Source organism: Xenorhabdus bharatensis (assembly GCF_037996705.1).
GTDB lineage: Bacteria > Pseudomonadota > Gammaproteobacteria > Enterobacterales > Enterobacteriaceae > Xenorhabdus > Xenorhabdus bharatensis.
This window is the reverse complement of the sequence record NZ_JBBMXG010000012.1, coordinates 60,050-86,432: the sequence shown is the minus strand read 5'-3', so window position 1 is coordinate 86,432 and position 26,383 is coordinate 60,050. Positions and strand designations below refer to the sequence as shown.

Genomic DNA, 26,383 nt, shown 5'->3' with positions numbered 1-26,383 from the left:
ACATACGTATTGAATTAAAAGAGAGTAATCATGGGACGACGTAAAACAATTGACCGGAACATTCTGTTGGATGCAGCAGAACAAATTGTCACCACACAGGGGGCAGCGGCTCTTACCATTGATGCGGTAGCAAAAGCCGTCGGGATCACTAAGGGCGGGGTTCAATACAGTTTTAACACGAAAGATGCACTTATTGAGGCAATGTTTGAACGCTGGGGACTGAGCTACGAAGAGCAATTCCACAAAATAGCCGGCGAAGCGCCCGATCCACTGACGGCAATACGTGCGCACATTGAAGCAAGTCAATGTTCCGACGAAGTGTCATCGGCGAAAGCGGCAGGATTGATGGCATCGTTATTGCAAACACCGGAACATTTGGAATCAACCCGTGGATGGTATCGTGAGCGCATTGCTAATTTGGATACAACCACAGCAGAAGGTCGTCGGGCTCGCTTAGCTTTTTTGGCGACAGAAGGTGTATTTATTTTACGCTTCTTCGGCTTGATGAATATTGGCAAGGATGAATGGGCGGATATTTTCAGCGATATTCTGGCGATGGCACCGTCTGAAAATAGTGAATAAAAACAGCGTCCATTAGTGCAGTTCGTTAATAATCACTTTGTGATATAACTTATTGATTGTACTCATAGCAATCGTTTTCTTTTTTGATCTTTTAGGATAACGATTTATTTTGATTTCCTGTAGGATGAATCGAAAACTTCATCTGTTTAGGAATAAAACATTAATGAGTACACTCAATTCAGGCTCTGCAAATAGTCAGGGCTTACTTCAGCGCGTGTTTAAACTGGAAGAGCATGGCACAACAGTTCGCACCGAGATGATTGCGGGGCTGACGACCTTTCTGACGATGGTCTATATCGTCTTTGTAAACCCACAAATTCTGTCTGTTGCCGGAATGGATATTAAAGCCGTATTTGTCACAACCTGCTTAATTGCTGCACTTGGCAGCATTATGATGGGAATAGTGGCTAATTTACCCGTTGCGGTTGCACCGGCTATGGGCCTGAATGCATTTTTTGCCTTCGTTGTTGTTGGTGCCATGGGGGTTTCGTGGCAGGTTGCGATGGGGGCAATCTTCTGGGGGGCTGTGGGGCTGCTGATCCTGACAATTTTCCGCATTCGTTACTGGATGATAGCGAATATCCCCGTGGGGCTGCGGGTCGGTATTACCAGCGGTATCGGGCTTTTTATTGCCATGATGGGGCTGAAAAATGCCGGCATTATTGTACCGAATCCAGATACGATCGTTTCTATTGGTAACTTTACTGCTCATAACGTCCTGTTGGGCGCGCTGGGCTTTTTTATCATTGCTATTTTAGCCGCACGTAATTTCCACGCCGCAGTATTGCTGTCCATCGTAATAACAACGGGGATCGGGTTTATGCTGGGGTATGTGGAATATCAGGGTATTTTTGATTTTCCACCCAGTGTTATGACTGTTGTCGGGCATGTAGATGTGAAAGGTGCGTTGGATATCGCATTAGTCGGGATTATTTTTTCTTTTATGTTGGTGAACCTGTTTGATTCATCCGGTACGTTGATTGGTGTGACCGATAAAGCAGGCCTTGCTGACAGTAACGGCAAATTCCCGCAGATGAAGCAGGCGCTGTATGTTGACAGCATCAGCTCAGTGGCAGGTTCTTACATCGGCACTTCTTCGGTAACGGCGTTTGTAGAAAGTTCTTCTGGTGTTTCTGTTGGTGGCCGTACTGGATTAACCGCTGTCGTCGTTGGTATTTTATTCCTGTTGGTGATGTTTATCTCTCCATTGGCGAGCATGGTTCCGGCTTATGCAACAGCGGGTGCGCTGGTTTATGTCGGCGTTTTGATGACATCCAGCCTGACACGGGTGAAATGGGATGATCTGACGGAATCCGTTCCGGCATTTATCACCGCTGTGATGATGCCATTCAGCTTCTCAATTACTGAAGGTATTGCATTGGGCTTTATGGCTTATTGTGTGATGAAACTGGGAACAGGCAAATGGCGCGAGATAGGCCCGTGCGTTATTGTCGTTACGTTGTTGTTTGTACTGAAAATGGTATTTGTCGATGCCTGATAATAATAATGTCGGCTAAACTGAGTAATATAAAAAAAGCCTGATGCATCAGGCTTTTTTTATGGAAATTATACGGAATATTTTTCTAAAAGAGGATTAATGGCGACTTTCTGGTGCAATAAAACCGATGCAAATTACTTTTGATTCCGCATCTGGCTGCGCCTGAAAAGTGAAATCTTCCTTATGACTGAGCGTTAATTCAGGCCATGTAGCCAACGTGGACTGGAAATGCTCCTGTGAACAGTTTTTTCCGTTTGTTCCTACCAGCAATGCACCATATTTGACAATATCACTCTCTTTAATATGGCGATTATAAATATTGGGCGGCGCACCGTTGCCGGTTTCCCACGGTTGTATGGTTTGGGGGCGATAGTGGCTGTAGAACGTCAGCCATTGATGCAGGTATTCACCTCCAACATAATGCAATGGTGTTGCATACAATTTATTCCAGCGTTGATCCAGCTGGCTGGAAAAGGTTTTTATCCCGGCAAATTTTTCTCCCGCACCACGGATATTTGCCAGCATAACACTGGCATAGCCGATGAGAACCAAGACGGCAAAAACGGCTAATCCCCGCAATGTTCCCGTTAAGGGTTTACGGGGGAGCACGGTTATCGAGCCGGCCAGCAGCGCTGGAGCGACTGCCATGAAAGGCTGGAGCCATTCGGTCATGCGCCCACCCTCATTGAAGGAGAACCAGCCATAAATAATCAGCAGAGGCAGAAGAATGACAATATTGGCCAGTTGATTCGGTTGCTGTTTTGGCCAGCCAATTTTCCCGCCTAAGAGATAAATAATGGCACTGACGATAATGAGAGGATAGAAGACGGAAAACAGAGAGCGTGTGGTGTGCAGATTAAACCCGTGTTTGATTTGCGAGTCTACCCATTTGAATGCAGAAAAATCGTTATTTGCCAGCCACCAGATATTGGGCAATATCAACATCAGCCATAGCGCAAGCGCCAGATAAAACAGCGGCTCCCGATAATGGCGTCGTACTTTGGGAACAAACAGGGAAAGTAAAAAGACTGAGCCAACAATTGAAAGTGAAGAGTACTTACTCATTGTTGCCAGCCCTGTTGCTAGCGCGAACGCCAGCCACCATTTGGGATGGTCATCGATGGCTTTCAGGAAGAACAATAGTGACCACGACCACAACATTACCAACAGATAATTGTCATTATACGGAATGATATCGAAATTGATGATGCCAGACAGATTGAGAGACAGCATAGCCAGCCATGCCAGTTCAATTCTGCCTGTTAAGCGGAAAGCCAGTTGCCAGACACCCATCATCCCTATAGCAATGGCAGCAAAGTGGATGAAATACCAATAAAAACTGAGAGAAATATGGCTGATATGAATAGCGGGTAACATCACCGCACCCACCAGCCACGGGTTTTTCGGTGAACCCCATTCACCGTTTACGCCCCAGTTCAGGGCTTCTACGGCATCATAGGGAACAGTCGGATCAAGGTAATAACTTACTAATATCCATAAGACAGCATAACCAATACACCAAAGATACAATGAAGTTCTATAAGAAATATCAAAGAAACGCATAGTTGCTAAGGCTTATATTATTTGAGTTAAGGTAACTCAAAATAGTAGCTGAACTTGAAAGAATAAGTGAATGACATTGGATGTTATATGTGGATTCTGTTAGATTCCGCCGAAAATATCTTGATAACACGAGTTGAGTCACACGCTATGAATCAGTTAAAGAAAAAATCCCCGGCAAGAGCCTCTACGGGTAAGCACAAAAGAAAAAGCCGTGAAGAATTAAATGCAGAAGGGCGTGAGCGTAAGCGCCAGAAAAAACATCGCGGTAATCCATCCGGTAATCGCCATCAGGAAAGTAACCAGAAAAAACAGTCTGGTACTAAGCAAGAGAGGGATCCGCGTATCGGCAGTAAAGTCGCGGTTCCGTTGATTGTGGGTGAAAAAACAGTTGCTAAGCCAGTTGTAAAACAGCCTAAAGAGCTTGAAAAACCTCGTTTGTCAGCGCGGGAAGAGCTGGAAATGCTGGAAAATGATGAGCGTCTGGATGATTTGCTGGCACGTCTTGAACAGGGCGAAAATCTTTCCGAAGAAGATAATGTTTATGTCGATAAGATGCTCGACCGCATTGATGTTCTGATGGAAGAGCTGGGTATTGATCTGGAAGAGGACGACAGCGAAGAAGAAAAACAAGACGACATTATGCAGTTGCTGAAAGGTAAATAATGCCTGAAGGTGAGCGGTTCTGAATGGCTAGCCGCTCATGCATAAATTATCGTGACTATCAAAGGCGGTATACCCAATGATGAACAGTATATACCCACATGTTTAATATGGTATTTGCTGTGCTTATTGGGTAGACTATAGCGGCCCATTTGATAGGCCAGAATAGCGGAAGAGATAAGCATGTCAGAGCAAGCCATTGTCTGGGATCTGCCTTTGATCCAAAAATATAATTATTCAGGGCCTCGTTATACGTCATACCCAACCGCGCTGGAGTTTAACCAGCAGTATGATAATGCGGCGTTCATACAGGCCGCAGCGCGTTACCCTGAGCGTCCTCTTTCCCTTTATATTCATATTCCGTTTTGCCACAAGCTTTGTTATTTCTGCGGCTGCAATAAGCTGGTCACACGGCAGAAACATAAAGCAGATGATTATCTGGCTGTTCTGGAACAAGAGATCACAACAAGGGCAAAATTATTTACTCATCGGCAAGTCAGTCAGATGCACTGGGGCGGAGGAACACCAACGTATCTCGATAAGACGCAAATTAGCCGATTAATGTCGATGTTGCGTAGTCACTTCTGTTTTCTGCCCGATGCTGAAATTTCCATTGAAATTGATCCGCGTGAAATTGAGTTGGATGTCATTGATCACTTGCGCCATGAGGGTTTTAACCGCCTGAGTATGGGGGTGCAGGATTTCAATAAGGAAGTGCAGAGTCTGGTCAATCGTGAACAGGACGAGGATTTTATCTTCGAGCTGGTCAATCGCGCTCGCGAGACGGGTTTTACCTCGACCAGTATTGATTTGATTTATGGTCTGCCAAAACAGACACCGGAAAGTTTTGCTTTCACATTGCAGCGCGTATTGGCGTTATCGCCGGATCGTCTGAGTGTGTTCAATTATGCTCACATGCCGAACCTGTTTGCGGCACAACGCAAAATTAAAGAGAGTGATTTACCGAGTGCGGCACAGAAACTGGATATTTTGCAGCAAACTATTGCGACTTTGACAGGCAACGGCTATCAGTTTATTGGTATGGATCATTTCGCTCGCCCTGATGATGAATTAGCGGTTGCCCAAAGAGAAGGCGTATTACATCGCAATTTTCAGGGGTACACCACACAAGGTGAGTGTGATTTATTGGGCATAGGTGTTTCGGCTATCAGCATGTTGGGCGACTGCTATGTACAGAACCAAAAAGATCTCAAAACCTACTATGCTGAGGTAAACGCGCAGGGGCATGCGTTATGGCGGGGCTTAGCGCTGACGCAGGATGATTGCATCCGTCGTGATGTGATCAAGGCGTTGATTTGTAACTTCCGGTTAAATTTTGCTGATATTGAACACGCTTATGGCGTGAGTTTCACGGATTATTTCGCCGAAGATTTGCAATTATTGGCTCCGTTGGTGAAAGATGGGCTGGTTGAAGTGAGTGAAAAGCAGATTCGGGTATCAGCAAAAGGGCGTTTGCTAATCCGCAATATTTGCATGTGTTTTGATCATTATCTGCGTAATCAAATGCGCCAGCGGCAGTTTTCACGGGTGATATGAATTTGTTGAGTATTCAGGAAATAGCGATAAAGAGGAGGTTGGGCAGGAGTGATTATTCTTTTGAGCCAGTAACTATCACTGATGTGGCACAGAATGAGGTGGGTTTTCTGCCATTGATGGTAACAATAGCGCATTCTCTTAGCTATTATGAATTACCGATAGTAAAGCACCGGATCTTATGCTAGTGGCTCAAGCCAAATACGAAGGAATAATATTAGTAACAAATGATGAAGCGATATTAACCCAGTTTACTGACTTTTCTGAATATCTACTCAGCAATAGATAGCTGATATATCACTCCAACCCCAATTCCTTCAATTTCCGCGTGATTGTATTTCTGCCCCAGCCAAGTAAACGGGCTGCTTCCTGCTTATGTCCGTTAGTATGCGTTAATGCGCAGTGAAGTAAGGTTCGCTCCAATAATGGTAAAGCGTCAGAAAGAAGATCCGTCTTGCCAGCTTGTAAGGCATTCTCTGCCCATGTCGCTAATTGTTGTGACCATTCCTCTGATGATGAAAAACCGGAAGCAGAGACATTATCTGTTTGCTCAACGGGTTGGCCTTCAATTAAATCAGTCGGTAGATCCTGTACCAGAATTTCTTTACTGACAGCCATCACTGTCAGCCAGCGGCAGACATTTTCCAACTGACGGACATTCCCGGACCATGATAGGTTCATCAGGGTTTTTTCCGTATCGGGATGCAGTTCTTTAGCCTCAATTCCCAGCTCTTTGGCGGTTTGTTGTAGGAAATGTTGTGCGATGCGAGGAATATCTTCCACGCGATCCCGCAATGGGGGTAGCTGCAAGCGAATCACATTCAGGCGATGATAAAGGTCTTCCCTGAATTTACCTTCTTCGACCCGTTGTTCAAGGTTCTGATGAGTCGCAGCAATAATGCGGACATCAACTTTTACCGGTGCATAGCCACCAACCCGATAAAACTGCCCTTCTGCCAGAACCCGTAACAGGCGCGTCTGGATATCCAGTGGCATATCGCCGATTTCGTCCAGAAACAATGAGCCGCCATTGGCCTGTTCGAAGCGACCTTGACGAACCTGATTAGCGCCGGTGAAAGCCCCTTTTTCATGGCCGAATAACTCTGATTCAATTAAATCTTTTGGGATTGCCGCCATATTCAGAGCAATAAAAGGCGCGGAGGCTCTTGGGCTATGGCGATGCAAGGCATGAGCCACCAGTTCTTTTCCTGTGCCTGATTCACCATTGATTAACACGCTGATGGATGAGCGGGAAAGACGCCCGATAATCCGGTATACCTCCTGCATGGCAGGAGCTTCTCCGATTATTTCAGAAACCGAAGAGGCTATTTTCGGGCTGCGGGAAGTTTGTTGTTGTTCACGATAATGGCTTAATGCCCGTTCAACCAGTGCGACCGTTTCATCAATATCAAACGGCTTTGGCAGATAATCGAATGCTCCGTACTGATAGGCACTGACGGCTGCATCCAGATCAGAGTGGGCAGTCATAATGATGACCGGAAGCTGTGGGTGATTCTGCCTGATTTGATTGAGTAAACTTAACCCATCCAGCCCCGGCATGCGGATATCTGACAGCAAAACTTCAGGGCTGCTCTGTGATAACGCCGCTAAGACAGAATCTGCATTTTCAAAACTGACACAATCCATACCCGCGCCACTCAACGCCCGCTCAAGCACCCAGCGGATAGAACTGTCGTCATCAACGATCCAGATTTTTCCTCGTTGCATGATATCCCCTATTTCTTGATAGGCAGGTAAATGGAAAATTCCGTATGTCCTGGCCAGCTAGTAAATTCGATTTTTCCAGTGTGCTGATCAATGAGATTGCGGGCAATCGATAACCCAAGCCCGGTTCCGCCTTCATGCCCACTCACCATTGGATAAAATAACATATCCTGAATATTCGGAGGAATGCCCGGCCCATTATCTTCAATGTCAATCCGGGCTGCCAAACGGTAACGTTCACCGTGTAAGGTAATCTGGAAGGCTGTCCGGGTACGTAAAGTAATAGTACCTTTTTGATCACCCAATGCCCGTAGCGCATTGCGGGTGATGTTTAATAAAACCTGCTCAATCTGATCAGGGTAGTGAGACAGCTCTGGCAAGCTGGGGTCGTAATCTTTGACCAGAGTAATATTACCGGGCATTTCCAGTGATACCAGCTGAGAAACCCGTTCGACAACATGGTGGATACTCTGGCTAATCTGCGCCCCCGGATGCTGAGGCCCTAATAACCGATCGACAAGGGTACGAAGCCTGTCAGCCTGTTCAATAATGACTTGTGTATATTCCCGCAGAGAGGGCTCCGGCAATGCTTTTGCCAGCAATTGAGCCGCTCCCCGTAAGCCTCCCAGCGGATTTTTAATTTCATGTGCCAGCCCCCGAACCAATTCCCGTGCAGCTATCTGCTGTGCCTGTTGAATCTGCTCTTGGCTTAAACGTCGCTGACTATCCATAGACGCGAGTTCCAACAGAATAAACTGTTCGGAAATTGGCTGGGCACTGAGCGACATAACATGCGAGTGATTATTGATCACCAATATCACTTCATTATCTGTGAAACCATGCCCGCGTATCAGGCTGGATCGCATAAATTCCGTATCCAGCGAGATATAGCTGAATAAAACCGGAAGCGGAGTGCCGAATAATTTACGTGTACTTTGCGCCAGAAGTTGCATGGCGGAATGATTGGCATAGTGGATAATCAAATCGTTATCCAGCACTAATACATTATTTATTAATGAATCAAGAATTTGCTCTGCTTTGGGAAAATCAGCCATTGCCATTCAACCTTTGCACTTTTTTGGTGCATTGTATCTTATTTAATCATAAATGGAGTACCCCTCTTTGATATCCGTGATATCGGAGGGAAAGGTCAGAAGGAAAAGGACCCATCCGAAAATGGGCCAAAAGTTTCACGGCAACAAAACTAATAAAGAACGGTAGTAACGCTTTTAGGCATTACACGCTGTAATACAGTTCAAACTCCAGAGGGTGCGGAGTCATGCGGACGCGTTCAATTTCACTATTCAGCACACCGATATAAGCATCAATTGCATCATCAGTGAAAACACCACCGCGAGTCAGGAATTCGCGGTCTGCATCCAGAGCCGCCAGTGCTTCTTCCAAAGAAGAGGCCACGGTTGGGATCTCTTGTGCTTCTTCGGCTGGCAGGTCATACAGGTTTTTATCCATTGAATCACCCGGATGTATTTTGTTGATGATCCCATCAAGACCTGCCATCAGCAGAGCTGAGAATGCCAGATAAGGGTTTGCAGCCGGGTCAGGGAAGCGGACTTCAATCCGACGGGCTTTACTGCTGGCAACAACCGGAATACGGATAGAAGCTGAGCGGTTACGGGCGGAATAGGCCAGCATCACTGGCGCTTCAAAACCGGGCACCAGACGTTTGTATGAGTTGGTTGTCGGATTGGTAAAGGCATTCAGGGCACGGGCATGTTTGATAATGCCGCCGATATAATAAAGTGCCATTTCGGACAAACCACCATATTTGTCTCCTGCGAACAGGTTAACACCGCCTTTGGACAGTGACATATGACAATGCATGCCTGAGCCGTTATCCCCTACCAGTGGTTTCGGCATAAATGTGGCGGTCTTACCAAAAGCATGGGCGACATTATGTACGACATATTTGTAAATCTGGGTTTCATCCGCTTTTTTGGTCATGGTGTTGAAGCGGGTTGCAACTTCGTTCTGGCCTGCGGTTGCAACTTCATGGTGATGCGCTTCCACAACCAGCCCCATTTCTTCCATCGTCAGACACATTGCTGAACGCAGATCCTGAGAAGAATCTACAGGGGGAACCGGGAAATAGCCGCCTTTGATACCGGGACGGTGGCCTTTGTTACCACCTTCGTAGCTGGTTCCGCTGTTCCAGGCCGCTTCGGTATCATCAATGTGGTAATAAGAACCTGAAATAGAACTGCCGAAACGAACATCATCAAACAGGAAGAATTCAGGCTCTGGCCCGAACAGAACAGTGTCAGCAATATCGCTGGAACGCAGGAAATCTTCTGCACGTTTTGCAATGGAGCGGGGATCACGACCATAACCCTGCATGGTACCGGGTTCCAGAATATCGCAACGAATAATCAGTGTGGCATCATCAAAGAAAGGGTCAAGCATCGCTGTAGAAGGGTCAGGCATTAACACCATGTCAGACTCATTGATACCTTTCCAGCCCTTGATAGATGAACCGTCAAACATTTTACCATCTTCGAAGAAGTCTTCATCAATCTGGTGGGCAGGAATAGTGATGTGCTGTTCTTTACCTTTAGTGTCAGTAAAACGTAAGTCAATAAACTTCACCTGATGTTCTTCAATCATGGATAAAACATGTTCAACGGACATACTAAGTTCTCCTGGTTTACGTCAGCCGTCTGCGTTGTCAGAAACGCCGCCTTTATCTTAAGCAGCAGATGCAGTCTTTGTATACAGACAATTCGTGGCAATTTTCAATAATAAATTCTATTGTGAAATACCAATGCGAAAAGCGTGCCAGTTTTTTAAAAAACTTTAGCCCTGATGTATCCATACATAACTAGGGAAAAATTATAAGGAATTGAGAGAAATACCGAGGAATTCCTGAGGAACTTTGCACTAAATTGGTGCGATTGGATAGCGTGATGCACTGTTATGGTGAATTGCCGGAACCGTTATAAAATACAGGTAAATTACTATAATTGTGATTGTTATCACGATTGTTATCATGATGGTTATTAATGCTATTTCAGGTTATGTCGTGTTTATATGCAAAAAAACAGATAAACTTCAAAAGTGATGCGTCTCACATTTATTTCACTCTGTGGTTATAACGTGTAAAATAGCACCATATTTGTGTTGAATGAGGGTAGCATCGCACCCTGCATGCTGTACCCATTTAATATTTCTTCAAATAGCTAAAACGGTAAAAATACTTGTCAATTAATAATTTAAGAAACATTGCCATTATCGCTCACGTTGACCATGGCAAAACAACGCTGGTTGATAAACTCTTACAGCAATCCGGTACATTTGGTGAACGTGCTGCAACAGCTGAGCGTGTGATGGATTCCAATGATCTGGAAAAAGAACGTGGTATCACCATCCTTGCAAAAAATACTGCCATTAAATGGAATGACTACCGTATCAATATCGTGGATACCCCGGGCCACGCCGACTTCGGTGGCGAAGTAGAGCGTGTAATGTCAATGGTCGACAGTGTTTTACTGCTGGTGGACGCGATGGATGGCCCGATGCCACAGACTCGCTTCGTAACCCAGAAAGCCTTCGCTCATGGTTTGAAGCCAATCGTTGTTATCAACAAAGTTGACCGTCCGGGCGCACGTCCTGACTGGGTTGTCGATCAGGTATTTGACCTGTTCGTAAACCTGGGTGCAACTGATGAGCAGCTGGATTTCCCTATCGTTTATGCTTCTGCATTGATGGGTATCGCAGGCAACGAGCACACTGAAATGGCAGAAGATATGACTCCGCTGTATCAGGCAATCGTTGATCATGTTGAGCCACCTAAAGTTGATCTTGATGGCCCGTTCCAGATGCAGATTTCCCAGCTGGACTACAACAACTACGTGGGTGTTATCGGTATCGGCCGTATTAAGCGCGGAACGGTAAAACCAAACCAGAACATCACGCTGATCGATAGCGAAGGTAAAACTCGTAACGGTAAAGTGGGTAAAGTCTTCAGTCATTTGGGTCTGGATCGTATCGAGTCAGATAAGGTTGAAGCGGGCGACATCATCGCGATTACCGGTCTGGGCGATCTGAACATCTCTGATACGCTGTGTGAAGTGAATGCGGTTGAAGCTCTGCCAGCGCTGGCAGTTGATGAGCCTACCGTTAGCATGTACTTCTGTGTTAACACTTCACCTTTCTGTGGTCGTGAAGGTAAATACGTCACATCCCGTCAGATCCTTGATCGTCTGAGAAAAGAACTGGTTCATAACGTGGCTCTGCGCGTTGAAGAAACGGAAGATCCAGATGCTTTCCGTGTTTCCGGTCGTGGTGAATTACACCTTTCCGTTCTGATTGAGAACATGCGTCGTGAAGGCTTCGAGCTGGGCGTTTCTCGTCCGAAAGTTATTTTCCGTGAAATTGATGGTCGTAAGCAGGAACCTTTTGAGCAGGTCACTCTGGATATCGAAGAGCAGCATCAGGGTGATGTGATGCAGGCGCTGGGTGAACGTAAAGGCGAGATGCGTGATATGCTGCCAGATGGCAAAGGTCGCGTACGTCTGGATTATGTTATCCCAAGCCGTGGTCTGATCGGCTTCCGTACTGAATTCATGACGATGACTTCCGGTACTGGTCTGCTGTATGCAACATTCAGCCACTATGATGACATCCGTCCGGGTGAAATTGGCCGTCGCCAGAATGGTGTACTGATTTCCAACGGTCAGGGTAAAGCTGTTGCTTATGCTCTGTATGGTTTGCAGGAGCGCGGTAAGCTGTTCCTTGGCCACGGTACAGAAGTGTATGAAGGCCAGATCATCGGTATTCACTCCCGCTCCAATGACCTGACAGTAAACTGTCTGACAGGTAAAAAGCTGACCAACGTTCGTGCTTCAGGTACTGATGAAGCGACAACCTTGTCTCCGCATATCAAGAAAACACTGGAGCAGGCACTGGAGTTTATTGATGATGACGAACTGGTAGAAGTGACTCCTGAGTCAATTCGTCTGCGTAAACGCCATCTGACTGAGAATGATCGTCGCCGCGCAAGCCGTAGCAAAGACGCTTAATTTCTCCTGACAGCTTAGGGTGCTTCGGCACCCTGAGTTTCATGACCCGCTTAATCCGAACTCTTCTCTCAATAACCTGCCAGTATCGCACCTCATTCAGTTTCTTATTTTTCAACTAAGCTTGATTCTTGTGTGGTTTGATAATCAGTGTAATTTGTCTATTTTTTGTCTCTTCACCTTTTTTCTTAATGACATTATGATAAAAATACAAAACGATATACCTCAGTCAGGAGGGAGTATGCTGTATATTTTCGATATGGGTAACGTGATTATTGATATTGATTTTAGAAGGGTACTGGCTGTTTGGAGTAACCTGAGCGGGACACCACTTGCAATTCTGGCTCCTAAGTTTTCTCTGGGCGAGACATTTGAAAAGCACGAATGTGGTCAAATTACAGATGCAGAATTTGCTGAAATGTTATGTGATGAGATGGAGGTTTCTCTTAGCTTTGAGCAGTTTTCTGAGGGCTGGAATGCGATTTTCGTTGGTGTCAGGCAGGAAGTTATTGAGTTGATGAATAAACTGCGTGAGCAGGGGCATCGGGTTGTTGTGTTATCCAACACAAATCACCTGCATTTTCAGTATTGGCCGCAACAATACCCTGAAATCACTACATCAGCAGATCACTTATATTTGTCTCAGGATCTAGGGATACGTAAACCGAATCAGGACATCTTTAAATATTTACTGGAAAAAGAAGGCGTAGCTGCTGAGCAGGCGGTTTTTTTTGATGATGTACAGGAAAATATTGAAGCAGCCAAAAGAGTCGGTCTTAATGCCATTCATGTAAGCGGCAGGGATACTATCCCTGATTATTTTAAGACACACAACTTTTCACCCCTCACTGTAACATAATCTCTGATCTTCATGTATACCCAATGGATTTCGAGTTGCATCGCGGCGGCAAGGGAGGGAATCCCCAAGAGCATAGATAACTATGTGACTGGGGTGAGCGAGCGTAGCCAACAAAGAGGCAACTTGAAAGACGAAGGGTATAACATTCAACAAGTTCTAAATAGGGTGGCATCTTGGCAAGCGAGGCTCCACCCTTACAGGTTAATCTATCGATACGGATCATAAATAAGAAAAATGATTGCATTAATTCAACGCGTAACACAGGCAAAAGTGGTTGTTGAGAGTCAGACTATCGGTGAAATTGAGCAGGGCCTGCTCGTTTTTCTGGGAGTTGAAAAAGAAGATGACCAGCAAAAAGTACAGCGTCTGTGTGAAAAGGTAATGGGTTATCGCGTATTCAGTGATGAAAATGGGAAAATGAATCTGAACGTCCAACAAGCCAATGGTAGCCTATTGGTTATCTCTCAATTCACTCTGGCTGCGGACACCCAAAAAGGTTTAAGACCAAGCTTTTCTCGAGGTGCTGAACCCAAAAAAGCAGATGAACTTTATTGCTATTTTGTTGAACAGTGCCGTGCAACTGGTGTAAAAACAGAAATGGGGCAATTTGCTGCGGACATGAAAGTGAGTCTGACAAATGACGGGCCAGTGACTTTCTGGTTACAAGTATGACTTTCTGATTAAAAATAAATGTTAAAAGCGCATGCCCCCCGACTACACACGACAACACGCAAAGAAGGGGCTGTTTCTATGTATCACCTCAGAGTACCTCAAACCGAACAAGAGCTGGAAACTTATTACCAATTCCGTTGGGAGATGCTGCGTAAACCACTTCATCAGCCTGTCGGCTCAGAAAAAGATGCTTATGATTCAATGGCTCATCATCAAATGGTGGTTGATGAGAAGGGCAGGCCAGTCGCTGTCGGACGTTTATATATCAATGCGGACAGTGAAGGTGCTATCCGTTTTCTGGCTGTTGACCCGAATGAACAGCAAAAAGGGCTGGGCACTTTGGTTGCAATGGCATTGGAGTCTGTTGCCCGGCAGGAAGGTGTGAAGCGGATAGTTTGCAGTGCACGTGAGGATGCGGTGGATTTCTTTAATAAGCTGGGGTTTCAAAACCGCGGGATTATTAACGGTGCTAACTCGTCTCCTATTAATCATTTTTTGATGATTAAACCCATTATGAGTCTTGATGATATTCTGCATCGTCCGGACTGGTGTGCTCAATTGCAGCAGGCATGGTACAAACATATCCCCCTGAGTGAAAAAATGGGTGTCCGTATTACTCAATATACGGGGCAGCGTTTTATTACCACTATGCCGGAAGCGGGAAACCAAAACCCTCATCATACTATTTTTGCGGGCAGTCTATTTTCTCAATCGACATTAACCGCATGGGGTCTGATTTGGCTGTTATTGCAGGAACGTCAACTAGGAGGAGAGATCATTCTGGTGGATGCAAATATTCGTTACCAAAAACCTATCGTTGGCCGTCCTAGTGCTGTTGCTGACCTCAACAATATGAGCGGTGATTTAGCCCGCCTTGCCCGTGGTAATAAAGCACGCGTAAAACTGGAAGTTCATGTAAGCGGTGAACAGGGACTCGGAAGTATATTCACCGGTACTTATATTGTCTTACCCGCTGAGCGGGCAGCGGCAGCATAAGCTATGACAACCTGAATTGCTGAAATATGTGGCTCTTCTGTCAAATACGGAATGGCTACAATACGACAGTTGCACAGGTTTTGTTTTGATCTCCATTCGGTTGCCCAGCCTCACCAGATTGTTCTGCGTTAGACTGCCCGGCTGGGCAGTTATCAGTAGAAATCACGCCTTGCTTAATGGATTGTGACTCTTTATTGGCAGCCTTATCTTCAGCCGTCAATGTGCCATTGATTGTGCTTTTCATATTATCGGCAGAAAGATTTCCGGTGATAGCCAGTGAGAAATTGCCCTCGCCATGCAGATTGAGTGGTATCCAGCCCCATTGTGGCAAAATTCCCAAATTCACACTCATTCCTTTTACACTGAGCTGGAAGGGTTTTTGGGTAGTAAGCTGCTCAAGGAAGCCGTTAAACTGGAGTATACCGTCACCTGAAAAAGTGTTCATTTTATCAATAATCACCTTGTCATCTGCGGCGTGTAATTGCAGGTAAGGACGCGCCACCTCAACTTTATTGAATGTACCACTCATGGCCTGCACTGAGGCTTTCCCATTCCATAAGCCCCAGTGACCATTTTTCAGGATATCCAGATTATCGACATATCCCGATAATGTAGTGAGCTGAAATGGAAAATCAGGGTTGGTATCAATCAGAAGCGTATTGTTGATACTGATATTGTTTAACTTCAGTGCTGAAATCCATTCAGGTGCCGGATTTTTAATAGAGTTGCGCCATTCCGTAGGTAAGGAATAAATCAGACCGGTGACAGAGCTATCGTTGAGAGTTAACTGACGATTTTGACGATCCCACTGCGCTTTAATATTGAATAAGCCTTTCTGATAATGGGTCGTCAGGTTAGCGATGGTAAAAATATCACCGGAAAAACTGAACTGGCCTAATATATCTTTGAACTGAGCTTCGTTGAAGGTCATATTCATGGCGTTAAAGTCAATCAGGCCATCCTCTGCCTGCCATTGCCCGTTAACCAATCCCAGACCTTTGATGCTGGTATTAAGATAATCAGCAGACCAGTCTTTTCCCTGTAATTTGGCGTTAGTGAGATTGAGATCTTTAATGTGGATCGCGGGCAAATGACGGGTTTTTTCTGTCAGGGCAGCCAGCGTCATTGGGGACTGCCAGCGTATGTCATTGATCAGAATATTATCTAAGTTCCAGCTGCCATCAGCTAATTGTTGCCCATTCCCAGAGACCAGACCCTGTAGGAATTCAGCACCAAAGGAATTGATAACCAGATTGTTATTCTGATAGCGACCCTGCATGACGACCTTATCAAATGACAGGCCATTTATGTTGATGTTATTGGCACTGAACTGGTATTGCCCTGAGCCAAAAGGCGTATTTTGGTCAGGCGACCAAGGAGTAATACCGCCGACAATATTTTTGCCCTGAATCTGTGAACCGGAGGTTGTTAGCTGAACATCCATCTTATTCAGTTGCAAAACATCGGCTTTCAAGGCGGGAGTAAACTCGGAACCTGAAAGTATCAGTTGCCCATCTTGTAAGGTCAGCTTACGCAGATTTGTTAATTTTGTCGGAGCCTGCCATTTAAAATCCAGATCTACGCTATTGGCATTGAGTGAGAAAGAGCTCTGTTTATCATGTAGACTCACATTATTGAGGATTAAGGTCATAGGCTGGAGCCAACTATGATGGATATTTTCAATATTGATCTGATAATGGCCTTGTTTATTAATCCATCTGCTTATTTTCTTTGCTCCCCAATGTGTCTGAGCAACAAAATAAACAGCAATAATTGCCAGAATCAGTAATAACAACAGAACAGCAAAGCCTTTCCCTAACCACTTCATCATCTCACCCCAATATCATCTTCCTGAAAAAGATCCTTTTATGCCGTAAAAAAGAGCATCACTCAATAGACAATGCTGAAAAACCTTTAATTCTCCCATTTAGGGCAGAATATTGCGAAAGATTACGCAAAATATAAAAAAAATCCCGCGATTAGCGCGGGATAATATAACTATCAATGTGAAAACTAAGGTAAAAATCTTAGATCGAAACGCGATAAGTTACTTTTCCTGAGGAAAAATCAGATTAAGCAGAATTGCGGTCAGGCCACCAGCGGCAATACCGGAAGAAAACAGATTTCTTATCCACTCAGGGGCAAACTGTAAAATGAGGGGTTGTTGTGCAACGCCAAGCCCCATGGCCAGTGATAATGCAATGATCATAATGGCACGGCGATTTAATGGTTCCCGGGAAACAATTCTGACACCGGATGCGGCAATCGTACCGAACATGACAATCGTGGCACCACCTAATACCGGCTCTGGAATATGCTGCACAAAACCGGCGACTGCCGGAAATAGCCCCATCAGGATCAGCATAGAAGCAATAAGGTAGCCAACATAACGGCTGGCAACACCCGTTAATTGGATGACGCCATTATTCTGACCAAAACAGGAATTCGGGAATGTATTAAATACGGCAGAAATCATCGAATTGACGCCATTTGCCAGTACACCGCCCTTAATACGCTTCATATATAGCGGGCCGCAGACAGGCTGCTCAGAAACATCTGAAGTTGCCGTAATATCCCCAATCGTTTCCAGTGATGTCACCATAAAAATCAGGATTAATGGAATGAGTAAATGCCAGTCAACAGAAAGCCCGTAATACAGCGGGGCAGGCACAGTAATAACTGGTTTGTCTTCTGTTGTGGCTGAGTGGGGTAGCATGTCCATGTACCAAGCGGCCAGATACCCTACTGCCATGGCAATAACCAGAGAAGCAACCCGCAGATAGGGATTACGCTGACGGTTCAGCAGTACGATAATGGCAAGAACAATTCCTGCCAGAAAAAGATTTTCAGGAGCGCCGAATGTACCTTGCTGAATAGCAGAATAGCCACCACCGATAGAAGTCAGCCCGACCTGAATCAGTGACAGGCCAATAATCATCACAACAATGCCGGAAACCAAAGGGGTGATGAGCATTTTAGCCAGATGAAGTACACGGGAAAGCAATATCTCTGTCGTTGCTGCAAGCATCAACGTGCCAAACAGGGCAGCCATCATGGTCGGCACATCAGCTCCGCCATTTTTCAGGGACAAGCCTCCCATGATGAGAGGAGTGACAAAATTAAAGCTGGTACCCTGAATGGAAAGTAAACCAGAACCAACAGGTCCCCAAGAGCGGATTTGGATCAGTGATGCCAGACCGGAGGCAAACAGGGACATACTGATGATGCGTTGGGTATCTTCTGCCGGAAGCCCAAGCGCCTGACAGATCAACATAGCCGGTGTGATAACCGCAACAAACATTGCCAGTAGATGCTGAAAGGCGGCAAAGACAGCATGCGGAAGATGAGGTTTATCTTCCAGACGGTAAATCAATTCGCTGTCTGATTTTTTGAGAGTTTCCAGTGCTGAATTTTCGCGGGTTGAGGTGGCCATGAGTGTAATTTCGAATGAAAAAAACACATTTTATTGATCTAAATTATAAAAGCAATCGTTTGCGTGAAATTTTGTCTATGGCTTATAACCTTATTTCGTCACATTTTTAAATGTTTTAACTTGTGTTTATTAGGAATTTTTTTTCTAATCCAATCCTTACCTGCTCTTGGCGTTTTTATAGGATGATTATAACGTCGCATTAAATTAACATAATTTTAACAATTAGATGGGGTACATAAATGTATCATCTGGATATTTATGGCACGCTCGTTGCGGCCACACTTGTTTTGCTACTGGGAAGAAAGCTCGTACAGTCAATTTCATTTCTTGAAAAGTATACAATTCCAGAGCCAGTCGCAGGTGGCTTACTGGTTGCTTTTGTTCTGCTGGCAGTTAAACAGTCTACGGGCTGGGAAGTCAGCTTTGACCTATCCCTCAAAGACCCCCTTATGTTGGCATTTTTCGCCACCGTTGGCCTGAATGCTAACCTCGCCAGCCTGAGAGCAGGCGGAAAACTTCTCTTAATCTTTGTTGTTGCCGTTGTCGGCTTGCTGTTGGTACAAAACACAGTCGGTATTGCGCTGGCGAAAATGCTCGGCCTTGACCCATTGATGGGGCTATTGGCAGGATCTGTGACTCTTTCGGGAGGGCACGGCACGGGTGCAGCATGGGGTAAGGTATTTACTGAACGCTACGGTTTTGAGAATGCGACTGAAGTGGCAATGGCTTGTGCGACATTTGGTTTGATTCTCGGAGGCCTGATTGGTGGGCCTGTTGCTCGCTTGCTGGTGAGAAACGACAAAACACCGGGTCTGGAGAATGATGATGCTGAAGTTCCATCTGCATTTGAAAAACCTTATACCGGCCGTCTGATCACGCCATTGGTCATGCTGGAAACCATCGCATTAATCTCTATTTGTTTATTGGTCGGTAACTACCTTGAGAAAGTGTTGGAAGATACTCTCTTTTTGCCAACGTTTGTCTGTGTTCTGTTTACCGGGGTGATACTGAGCAATGGCTTATCTCTGCTTGGTTTTTACCGGGTATTTGATCGTGCTGTATCGGTATTGGGTAACGTCAGTTTGTCACTCTTCCTTGCAATGGCATTGATGAGTCTCAAATTGTGGCAACTGGCTTCCCTTGCCCTGCCGATGCTGGTGATCCTCGCTGTACAGGCGGTAGTGATGGCATTGTACGCGATATTCGTGACTTACAGAGTCATGGGTAAGAATTATGATGCAGCGGTACTGTCAGCTGGCCACTGTGGTTTCGGGCTGGGTGCGACACCTACAGCTATCGCAAATATGCAGGCAATTACTGACCGTTTCGGGCCTTCACATGTGGCATTCTTGCTCGTACCGATGGTAGGTGCCTTCTTTATTGATATCGTTAACGCAGCAATTATCAAAATTTACCTGATGCTACCTATATTCCCATCTGTCACAGGTTAATTTAACTTCGCTTTTTGTTCTTGTTAGGTATGCCGCTGGAAGATTTCAGCGGCATTTTTTTAGTTATTTTTGTTAAATCTTATCACTCAGGCATGGCTATACTGAGAGCGGTCAGAAAGCCAGCGCTCTATCAGGGCCTTCGCGTTTTCCGGGTAATGCTGGTGGATATAGTGGGCAATACGCTGAACTTCAGGGAGCATACTCTGGTCTCGTAATAAATCGGCAATTTTGAATTCGACATTACCGGTTTGACGTGTACCAAGAAGTTCACCCGGCCCGCGGATCTCTAAATCTTTTTGGGCAATAACGAAACCATCATTACTGTCCCGCAGAACCTGCAAACGGATCCTGGCGGTATTGGTCAGCGGCGTTTTATAAAGCAGAACACAATGTGAGGCAATGGCACCGCGCCCGACGCGACCGCGAAGCTGGTGTAACTGAGCAAGCCCCAATCGCTCCGGGTTATCGATGATCATCAGGCTGGCATTGGGAACATCAACACCAACTTCAATCACTGTTGTGGCAACCAATAATTGTAGTTCACCACGCTTAAAAGCCTCCATGATGGTTTGCTTTTCTGTTGGCTTCATCCGTCCATGAACTAAACCGATTTTCAATTCAGGTAACGCTAGAGCAAGCTCTTCACTGGTAACCTGAGCCGCCTGTGCTTCCAGAACTTCAGAGTCTTCAATCAGAGTACACACCCAATAAGCCTGACGCCCTTCATCTAAGCAGGCATTTTTAACTCGCTGGATAATTTCATTCCGACGGGTATCGGGAATGGCGACAGTTGTTACCGGTGTCCTCCCGGGAGGAAGTTCATCAATAACGGATGTGTCCAAATCGGCATAAGCGGTCATTGCCAGTGTCCGTGGAATTGGTGTGGCAGTCATGATTAATTGATGAGGATGAAAGCCCTGTTCATGCCCTTTTTCCCACAGTGCCAGACGCTGATGAACACCGAAGCGATGCTGTTCATCAATAATTACCAATGCCAGCCCGGAAAATTTAACCTGTTCCTGAAACATAGCATGTGTCCCGACGACCATACTGACCTGCCCGCTGGCAATAGCTTCCTGTTGTGCCTGCCGGGCTTTGCCCTTTTGTTTTCCAGCCAGCCATCCTACCTGAATGCCGAGAGGTTCCAGCCACTGGCGAAAAGTGTTGGCATGTTGCTCAGCCAGTAGTTCGGTGGGGGCCATCAATGCAACTTGTTTACCATGAACGATGGCACGGACTGCCGCCAGTGCCGCAACCAGTGTTTTTCCGGATCCGACATCGCCCTGAATCAGCCTCATCATCGGAACATCTTTTTCCAGATCATGCTCTATTTCCGCCACCACGCGATCTTGTGCACGAGTCGGTGAAAAAGGGAGCAGAGCCAGTAACCGCTGTTTTAATGAATTATCCGCAGTGAGTGGCTGGGCCTGAAAGCGTTGCGCACCTGCTCTGACCGCCAGCATACTTAAATGATGAGCCAATAATTCTTCCAGAATCAGGCGGCGTTGAGCCGGATGTCTGCCACTTTCCAAATCAGCCAAGGAAATGTCAGGTGGTGGGCTGTGTAACGTATGCAGGGCATCTGAGAGGCTGATAATCTTCCGGCTGAACTGCTCAGGTAATAACTCATTAACGGCGCAGGTATCCAGCAGCTCCAAAGCCTGTTCGATTAATTTACGCAGCGTAGTTTGACGTACTCCCTCTGTCGTAGGGTAGACAGGGGTTAAGGTTTCCTGCAAATGGATACGCTCGGCGTGTTGCTGGATTTTGTATTCCGGGTGAATCATTTCAGCACCCTGAGAGCCCCGGCGTATTTCACCATAAGCGATGATATGTTTACCTTCTGCCAGACTGTTCTTCATGGCGGCAGTGAAATTGAAAAAGCGCAGGGTCAATACGCCAGTGCCGTCACTGATTTGGCAGGTCATCATACGTCGCCGCCCAAAAACGACATTGGTACGTAAAATTTCGCCTGTCACCGTCGCATAAATACCGGGCAACACTTCATTGATAGGGTATAGCCGGGTTTGATCCTCATAACGGAGAGGCAAATGCAGTAATAGATCCTGTAGATTGACCAATCCCAGTTTGGCGAGCTTACCTACCTGACTGGCTCCAACACCACGTAAAGTTGTTAACGGGATGGCATCAAGTAATCGGCCTTTCATCTCTATTCTCCATTAATCCAGTTCTCCATCAATCCGGTTTTCCGTCAGTGTGATTTATTTCCCTGCTGATGGTGTTGTCGTTGCCTGCATTGCTGCCCACCAAGATTCACTTGCTATGATTTGCCCTTGCTTATCAATGAAAGGTTGTTCCAGCCCTTTACGGTGTGAAACCGCTGCTAAAACGGGATATCCCCCTTCAAATAGCAATTTTTGTTGATCTTCCTCAGATAGCGTACTTTCTTCTCGCTGATACATGCCGGCAAGCTGGCGTTGCCGCTGTGCTTCATACAGTATCAGCGCAGAAGCAACGGAGACATTCAGCGACTGAACCATGCCTGCCATCGGAATGACAATGTCATAATCTGCCAGAGCAATAGCTTGTTTGGAAATGCCTTTCTTTTCCTGCCCCATAATGATGCAGGTAGGTTTAGTGTAATCAATCTGACGGAAATCGACGGCTTTATCAGAAAGATTGGTCGCTAATACCTGCATTCCGGCAGTTTTAAACTGGCTGATAGCCTGCTCAACGGATGAATGAGTTTTTACCTGAACCCAGCTGTTACTGCCCGCAGCGGAAGAGAGTTGAGTTCGTAATTGTTGGGTAGGCCAGACGGCGTGGATTTGGTGAATACCCACAGCATCCGCAGTACGAATCACTGCAGATACATTATGGGGTTTATGTACTTCTTCTAAACAAATCGTCAGGTCAGGCTGACGCATTGCCATCATCTGGCAAATACGTGCATAACGTTTAGGATTCATAACCTCTAATTTCGGTTACGGCTGACTCGTAGTACATCCGGCATGACACGTATCTTGCGCATGATATTTGCCAGCTGGATACGATCTTTGGCAGTCAACCTAATGAAAGCACAATAAACGCGGCCATCTTTTTCTTCGGTATTCATGCTTTGGATATTGGAGTTTGCATCATTAATGGCGGCTGTCAGATTTGCCAGTGCCCCCTGATGATTAAACATATCAACTTTAATTTCGGCAATAAAATCGCTGTTGACATCTTTATCCCACTCAACAGGCATGAATTTTTCCGGTTCTTTCTGGTAGCCACGGATATTACGGCAGGATTCGTGATGGATAACCAAACCTTTGCCCGGACTGATATGGGAAATAATCGGGTCACCCGGGATAGGACGACAACATTTGGCAAAGGTAATCAGGATACCATCCGCGCCTTTGATAGGCAGTTTACGGCTATTATTACTATTGTTGTTACTATTATTGTTGCCATTGTTATTATTGCCACTATGACTATTTGGCATTTTTTCCGTCTCGCCCAATAGATTATGAGCAACAACGACACTCATTGCATTACCTAAACCGATTTCTGCCAGCAGATCATCCAGTGAAGTCAGTTTCATTCTCGCCAGTTCTCTGGCAATGTTTTCTTCTGGGATATCGGCGACTTTCAGGCCGTTGCCGAGGGCATGATTAAGCAGACGCCGCCCTAAACTGACTGAATCATCCCGCTTAAGGTTTTTCAATAGCTGGCGGATCTTAGCGCGTGCTTTAGAGCTGACGACAAAATTCAGCCATGCGGCATTAGGACGGGCACTTGGTGCGGTAATGATTTCGACGGTTTGCCCACTGCTGAGGGTTTGAGACAGCGGATAAGGCTGACGATCAACACGAGCTCCGACACAGGCGTGACCAATATCGGTATGAACGGCATAGGCAAAATCGACAGGTGTTGCTCCTGCCGGCAATTCGACAATGCGCCCTTCAGGCGTAAAAACGTAGATTTCATCAGGAAATAGATCAGATTTGACGCTTTCAATGAATTCGAAAGAGCTACCCGCACTTTGCTGAAGCTCTAACAGGCTTTGCATCCAGCGTTGAGCACGAACCTGAGCAGTCGTACCTGATTCACCCTGTTCTTTATAAGCCCAGTGTGCAGCCACCCCCATTTCAGCCATTTGATCCATATCTTCAGTACGGATTTGCACTTCAACCGGGACTCCGTGTGGACCGATAAGAGAAGTATGCAGGGACTGATAACCATTGGCTTTGGGAATGGCAATATAATCTTTTACCTTACCGGGACGGGGTTTATACAGGCTGTGCATTTGGCCCAGAACACGGTAACAGGTATCAAGGTTATCGACGATGACACGGAACGCGTAAATATCCATGATGGAATGAAAACGCTGTTCTTTCAGGTGCATCTTACGATAGATAGAATAGAGGTGTTTTTCCCGCCCATTGACGGTACATTTGATACCGGCATCCGTTAATCTGCCCTCAATTTCTGACAGAATTTTCTGGATCATCTCCTTACGGTTGCCGCGAGCAGCTTTAACGACCTCTTTAATCACCCGGTAACGGTTCGGATACAGAGCTTCAAAACCCAGCTCTTCCAGTTCTGTTTTCAGGTGATGGATACCCAATCGATGGGCTAACGGACTGTAAATTTCCAGCGTTTCCCTGGCGATGCGCCGCCGTTTATCAGGGCGTAAGGAACCAAGGGTTCGCATGTTATGTGTACGGTCTGCCAGTTTGATCAGAATGACACGGATATCCTGTACCATTGCCATGACCATTTTGCGAAAGTTTTCTGCCTGAGCTTCTTTTTTATCACGGAAGTTCAGTTTGTCCAGCTTAGAGACACCCTCCACTAATCCGGCGACAGCTGTCCCGAATAGTTGCTCGATATCCTGAAATGTCGTTGGTGTATCTTCAATGACATCATGCAGAAGTGCGGCCATCAGTGTTTCATGATCAAGGCGCATTTCAGCAAGAATACAGGCAACAGCGACCGGATGAGTAATATATGGCTCACCACTGGAGCGGGTCTGCCCTTCATGGGCATCCCTAGCTACGATATAAGCCTGCTTCAACAGACCAATCTGATCTTCAGGCAAATATTTAAGAACAAGCTGATTCAGGCTTTCAAACAGGTACAAGGCAGACCTACCGTAAAATTAACGACGACCGTCGGCGATAGCAGAAACAGCGTTGATTTCTGCAGCTTCCTGCTCCTGTTGTTCCTGACGCTCACGAACATCAAGAATTTTATTATTGATAAGACCCTGCTCGATTTCACGCAGAGCGATAACCGTCATCTTATCGTTTTCTTCCGGAACCAGAGGATCTTTTCCGCCTGACTGCAATTGGCGTGCTCGGCGAGCAGCGACCAACACCAGGTCAAAACGGTTACCAATTTTTTCTACTGCGTCTTGAACAGTTACGCGTGCCATATGTGTGCTACTCCACAGATAAATAAGTGACCGGACATGATACTGAAACTTAGTTCAGTCTGCCAATAATTTGCTGATTAACGCATCATGCCGTTGAGCCTGCCTTTCTAAACGCAGGCGTTCTGAACGAATAACCGATTGTAAATCGGCCAGAGCGGTATTGAAATCATCATTGATGATGACGTAATCATACTCGCCATGATGCTCCATTTCAGCGACAGCCTGAGACATGCGTTTAGCAATGACCTCTTCGCTGTCCTGACCGCGCCCGCGCAGGCGGCGGAGTAATTCTTCCCTTGAAGGAGGCAGAATAAAAATACTACGGGCCGCAGGCATTTTCTGACGGATTTGTTGCGCACCCTGCCAGTCAATATCAAGAAAGACGTCAACCCCACTGGCGAGAGTATCTTCGATTACTTTACGAGAAGTGCCGTAATAGTTACCGAAAACACAGGCATGTTCCAAAAATTCATCATGGTTAATCATATTCTGGAATTCATCTGTTGTGACGAAAAAATAATGTTCACCGTGATTTTCGCCTGGACGTGCCGGACGGGTTGTATGTGAAACAGAAACCTGAGTGTCATACAAAGGCTGGGTATTTAATAAAGCCTGAATAAGGCTTGATTTGCCTGCTCCACTCGGTGCAGAAACAATATATAACGTTCCTTGGCTCATGCTGATTTCTTGACTGGTTGGGTATTAATAAATGCAAGCGCAGGAATATAAAATCCCACATAGTATACACGGATACGTTGAACCATGCAGCGTTACAATACATGCCTACGAGTGATTCAACAAAATTTTTTATTAACAAACGAAGTTTAAAGCGATATTTTGTGAAATAATTCCATATAAAATAACAGGTTGCAGCAACAAACTAATAATTTTTCGAGACTCATCGCAAACGTTCTTTTTCCTCATTGGTGCAACCAGATTTCTTGATTATCCTTTGCCTGCATTTAAGGAACGTA

At 45.8% G+C, this 26,383-nt stretch carries 20 protein-coding genes; 9 read left to right on the top strand and 11 right to left on the bottom strand.

The annotated features are described in order from the left end of the window. Positions 1-30: 30 nt before the first annotated feature. Both AAC855_RS12910 and AAC855_RS12905 read left to right on the top strand, forming a co-directional pair. Entirely contained in the window at positions 31-582 is a 552-nt protein-coding gene (locus tag AAC855_RS12910; protein ID WP_340610099.1) for a TetR/AcrR family transcriptional regulator, read from the top strand. A gap of 163 nt (positions 583-745) precedes the next feature. Then, a complete protein-coding gene (locus AAC855_RS12905; protein ID WP_340610098.1) occupies positions 746-2,080 on the top strand; it encodes an NCS2 family permease in 1,335 nt (444 codons plus the stop codon). Between the two features lie 96 nt (positions 2,081-2,176). Here the strand turns inward: AAC855_RS12905 and AAC855_RS12900 are convergent, their stop codons facing one another. Further along, complete coding sequence (locus AAC855_RS12900; RefSeq protein ID WP_340610097.1) at positions 2,177-3,643, bottom strand: glycosyltransferase family 39 protein; 1,467 nt, start codon at positions 3,641-3,643, stop codon at positions 2,177-2,179. Positions 3,644-3,790: 147 nt separating this feature from the next. Between AAC855_RS12900 and yihI the strand changes: the two genes are divergently transcribed. Next, positions 3,791-4,306: a Der GTPase-activating protein YihI gene (gene yihI, locus AAC855_RS12895; protein WP_340610096.1), complete on the top strand. Its 516-nt coding sequence runs from the start codon at positions 3,791-3,793 to the stop codon at positions 4,304-4,306. A gap of 180 nt (positions 4,307-4,486) precedes the next feature. Beyond that, positions 4,487-5,860 (top strand): oxygen-independent coproporphyrinogen III oxidase, encoded by a 1,374-nt coding sequence (gene hemN / locus AAC855_RS12890; protein ID WP_340610095.1) that lies wholly within the window; start codon positions 4,487-4,489, stop codon positions 5,858-5,860. Positions 5,861-6,154: 294 nt separating this feature from the next. On the opposite strand, the gene glnG is transcribed toward hemN, so the two are convergent. From glnG to glnA, 3 genes are all read right to left on the bottom strand, one after another. Beyond that, a complete protein-coding gene (gene glnG / locus AAC855_RS12885) occupies positions 6,155-7,585 on the bottom strand; it encodes a nitrogen regulation protein NR(I) (RefSeq protein WP_340610093.1) in 1,431 nt (476 codons plus the stop codon). 8 nt (positions 7,586-7,593) lie between these two features. Then, the gene (gene glnL, locus AAC855_RS12880) at positions 7,594-8,643 is read right to left on the bottom strand and encodes a nitrogen regulation protein NR(II) (protein WP_340610091.1); all 1,050 of its coding nucleotides are present in this window, start codon (positions 8,641-8,643) and stop codon (positions 7,594-7,596) included. A gap of 175 nt (positions 8,644-8,818) precedes the next feature. Next, positions 8,819-10,228 (bottom strand): glutamate--ammonia ligase, encoded by a 1,410-nt coding sequence (gene glnA, locus AAC855_RS12875; protein WP_340610090.1) that lies wholly within the window; start codon positions 10,226-10,228, stop codon positions 8,819-8,821. Positions 10,229-10,794: 566 nt separating this feature from the next. Here glnA and typA point away from each other — a divergent pair. The 4 genes from typA (at position 10,795) to fabY (ending at position 15,142) form a co-directional block, all read left to right on the top strand. Continuing rightward, positions 10,795-12,618: a ribosome-dependent GTPase TypA gene (gene typA / locus AAC855_RS12870; RefSeq protein WP_099109505.1), complete on the top strand. Its 1,824-nt coding sequence runs from the start codon at positions 10,795-10,797 to the stop codon at positions 12,616-12,618. 238 nt (positions 12,619-12,856) lie between these two features. Continuing rightward, positions 12,857-13,474: a glucose-1-phosphatase gene (gene yihX, locus AAC855_RS12865; RefSeq protein ID WP_340610089.1), complete on the top strand. Its 618-nt coding sequence runs from the start codon at positions 12,857-12,859 to the stop codon at positions 13,472-13,474. A 234-nt stretch (positions 13,475-13,708) separates the two neighbouring features. Continuing rightward, positions 13,709-14,146: a D-aminoacyl-tRNA deacylase gene (gene dtd / locus AAC855_RS12860; RefSeq protein ID WP_340610087.1), complete on the top strand. Its 438-nt coding sequence runs from the start codon at positions 13,709-13,711 to the stop codon at positions 14,144-14,146. 78 nt (positions 14,147-14,224) lie between these two features. After that, positions 14,225-15,142, top strand: coding sequence for a fatty acid biosynthesis protein FabY (gene fabY / locus AAC855_RS12855; protein WP_340610086.1), 918 nt, complete (start codon positions 14,225-14,227; stop codon positions 15,140-15,142). Positions 15,143-15,197: 55 nt separating this feature from the next. Here the strand turns inward: fabY and AAC855_RS12850 are convergent, their stop codons facing one another. Further along, the gene (locus AAC855_RS12850; RefSeq protein WP_340610085.1) at positions 15,198-16,973 is read right to left on the bottom strand and encodes an AsmA family protein; all 1,776 of its coding nucleotides are present in this window, start codon (positions 16,971-16,973) and stop codon (positions 15,198-15,200) included. Between the two features lie 216 nt (positions 16,974-17,189). Further along, positions 17,190-18,575: a nucleobase:cation symporter-2 family protein gene (locus tag AAC855_RS12845; protein ID WP_340610083.1), complete on the bottom strand. Its 1,386-nt coding sequence runs from the start codon at positions 18,573-18,575 to the stop codon at positions 17,190-17,192. A 239-nt stretch (positions 18,576-18,814) separates the two neighbouring features. On the opposite strand from AAC855_RS12845, the gene gltS reads away from it, so the two are divergent. Next, the gene (gene gltS, locus AAC855_RS12840; RefSeq protein WP_099120337.1) at positions 18,815-20,026 is read left to right on the top strand and encodes a sodium/glutamate symporter; all 1,212 of its coding nucleotides are present in this window, start codon (positions 18,815-18,817) and stop codon (positions 20,024-20,026) included. 86 nt (positions 20,027-20,112) lie between these two features. Here gltS and recG read toward each other — a convergent pair whose 3' ends face one another. The 5 genes from recG to gmk are packed head-to-tail and all read right to left on the bottom strand — an operon-like array spanning position 20,113 to position 26,087. Further along, entirely contained in the window at positions 20,113-22,194 is a 2,082-nt protein-coding gene (gene recG, locus AAC855_RS12835) for an ATP-dependent DNA helicase RecG (protein WP_340610081.1), read from the bottom strand. Between the two features lie 54 nt (positions 22,195-22,248). After that, positions 22,249-22,956 (bottom strand): tRNA (guanosine(18)-2'-O)-methyltransferase TrmH, encoded by a 708-nt coding sequence (gene trmH / locus AAC855_RS12830; protein ID WP_340610080.1) that lies wholly within the window; start codon positions 22,954-22,956, stop codon positions 22,249-22,251. Positions 22,957-22,961: 5 nt separating this feature from the next. Further along, positions 22,962-25,115, bottom strand: coding sequence for a bifunctional GTP diphosphokinase/guanosine-3',5'-bis pyrophosphate 3'-pyrophosphohydrolase (spoT, locus tag AAC855_RS12825; protein ID WP_340610079.1), 2,154 nt, complete (start codon positions 25,113-25,115; stop codon positions 22,962-22,964). 18 nt (positions 25,116-25,133) lie between these two features. Next, complete coding sequence (gene rpoZ, locus AAC855_RS12820; RefSeq protein ID WP_086954696.1) at positions 25,134-25,409, bottom strand: DNA-directed RNA polymerase subunit omega; 276 nt, start codon at positions 25,407-25,409, stop codon at positions 25,134-25,136. Between the two features lie 54 nt (positions 25,410-25,463). Further along, positions 25,464-26,087 (bottom strand): guanylate kinase, encoded by a 624-nt coding sequence (gene gmk / locus AAC855_RS12815; RefSeq protein WP_099109496.1) that lies wholly within the window; start codon positions 26,085-26,087, stop codon positions 25,464-25,466. Between the last annotated feature and the right edge of the window lie 296 nt (positions 26,088-26,383).

Bases quoted from the DNA above. Each gene is read 5' to 3' on its own strand.
- AAC855_RS12910 (WP_340610099.1), top strand. From the start codon at position 31: ATGGGACGACGTAAAACAATTGACCGGAACATTCTGTTGGATGCAGCA.
- AAC855_RS12905 (WP_340610098.1), top strand. From the start codon at position 746: ATGAGTACACTCAATTCAGGCTCTGCAAATAGTCAGGGCTTACTTCAG.
- AAC855_RS12900 (WP_340610097.1), bottom strand. From the start codon at position 3,643: ATGCGTTTCTTTGATATTTCTTATAGAACTTCATTGTATCTTTGGTGT.
- yihI (WP_340610096.1), top strand. From the start codon at position 3,791: ATGAATCAGTTAAAGAAAAAATCCCCGGCAAGAGCCTCTACGGGTAAG.
- hemN (WP_340610095.1), top strand. From the start codon at position 4,487: ATGTCAGAGCAAGCCATTGTCTGGGATCTGCCTTTGATCCAAAAATAT.
- glnG (WP_340610093.1), bottom strand. From the start codon at position 7,585: ATGCAACGAGGAAAAATCTGGATCGTTGATGACGACAGTTCTATCCGC.
- glnL (WP_340610091.1), bottom strand. From the start codon at position 8,643: ATGGCAATGGCTGATTTTCCCAAAGCAGAGCAAATTCTTGATTCATTA.
- glnA (WP_340610090.1), bottom strand. From the start codon at position 10,228: ATGTCCGTTGAACATGTTTTATCCATGATTGAAGAACATCAGGTGAAG.
- yihX (WP_340610089.1), top strand. From the start codon at position 12,857: ATGCTGTATATTTTCGATATGGGTAACGTGATTATTGATATTGATTTT.
- dtd (WP_340610087.1), top strand. From the start codon at position 13,709: ATGATTGCATTAATTCAACGCGTAACACAGGCAAAAGTGGTTGTTGAG.
- fabY (WP_340610086.1), top strand. From the start codon at position 14,225: ATGTATCACCTCAGAGTACCTCAAACCGAACAAGAGCTGGAAACTTAT.
- AAC855_RS12850 (WP_340610085.1), bottom strand. From the start codon at position 16,973: ATGATGAAGTGGTTAGGGAAAGGCTTTGCTGTTCTGTTGTTATTACTG.
- AAC855_RS12845 (WP_340610083.1), bottom strand. From the start codon at position 18,575: ATGGCCACCTCAACCCGCGAAAATTCAGCACTGGAAACTCTCAAAAAA.
- gltS (WP_099120337.1), top strand. From the start codon at position 18,815: ATGTATCATCTGGATATTTATGGCACGCTCGTTGCGGCCACACTTGTT.
- recG (WP_340610081.1), bottom strand. From the start codon at position 22,194: ATGAAAGGCCGATTACTTGATGCCATCCCGTTAACAACTTTACGTGGT.
- trmH (WP_340610080.1), bottom strand. From the start codon at position 22,956: ATGAATCCTAAACGTTATGCACGTATTTGCCAGATGATGGCAATGCGT.
- rpoZ (WP_086954696.1), bottom strand. From the start codon at position 25,409: ATGGCACGCGTAACTGTTCAAGACGCAGTAGAAAAAATTGGTAACCGT.
- gmk (WP_099109496.1), bottom strand. From the start codon at position 26,087: ATGAGCCAAGGAACGTTATATATTGTTTCTGCACCGAGTGGAGCAGGC.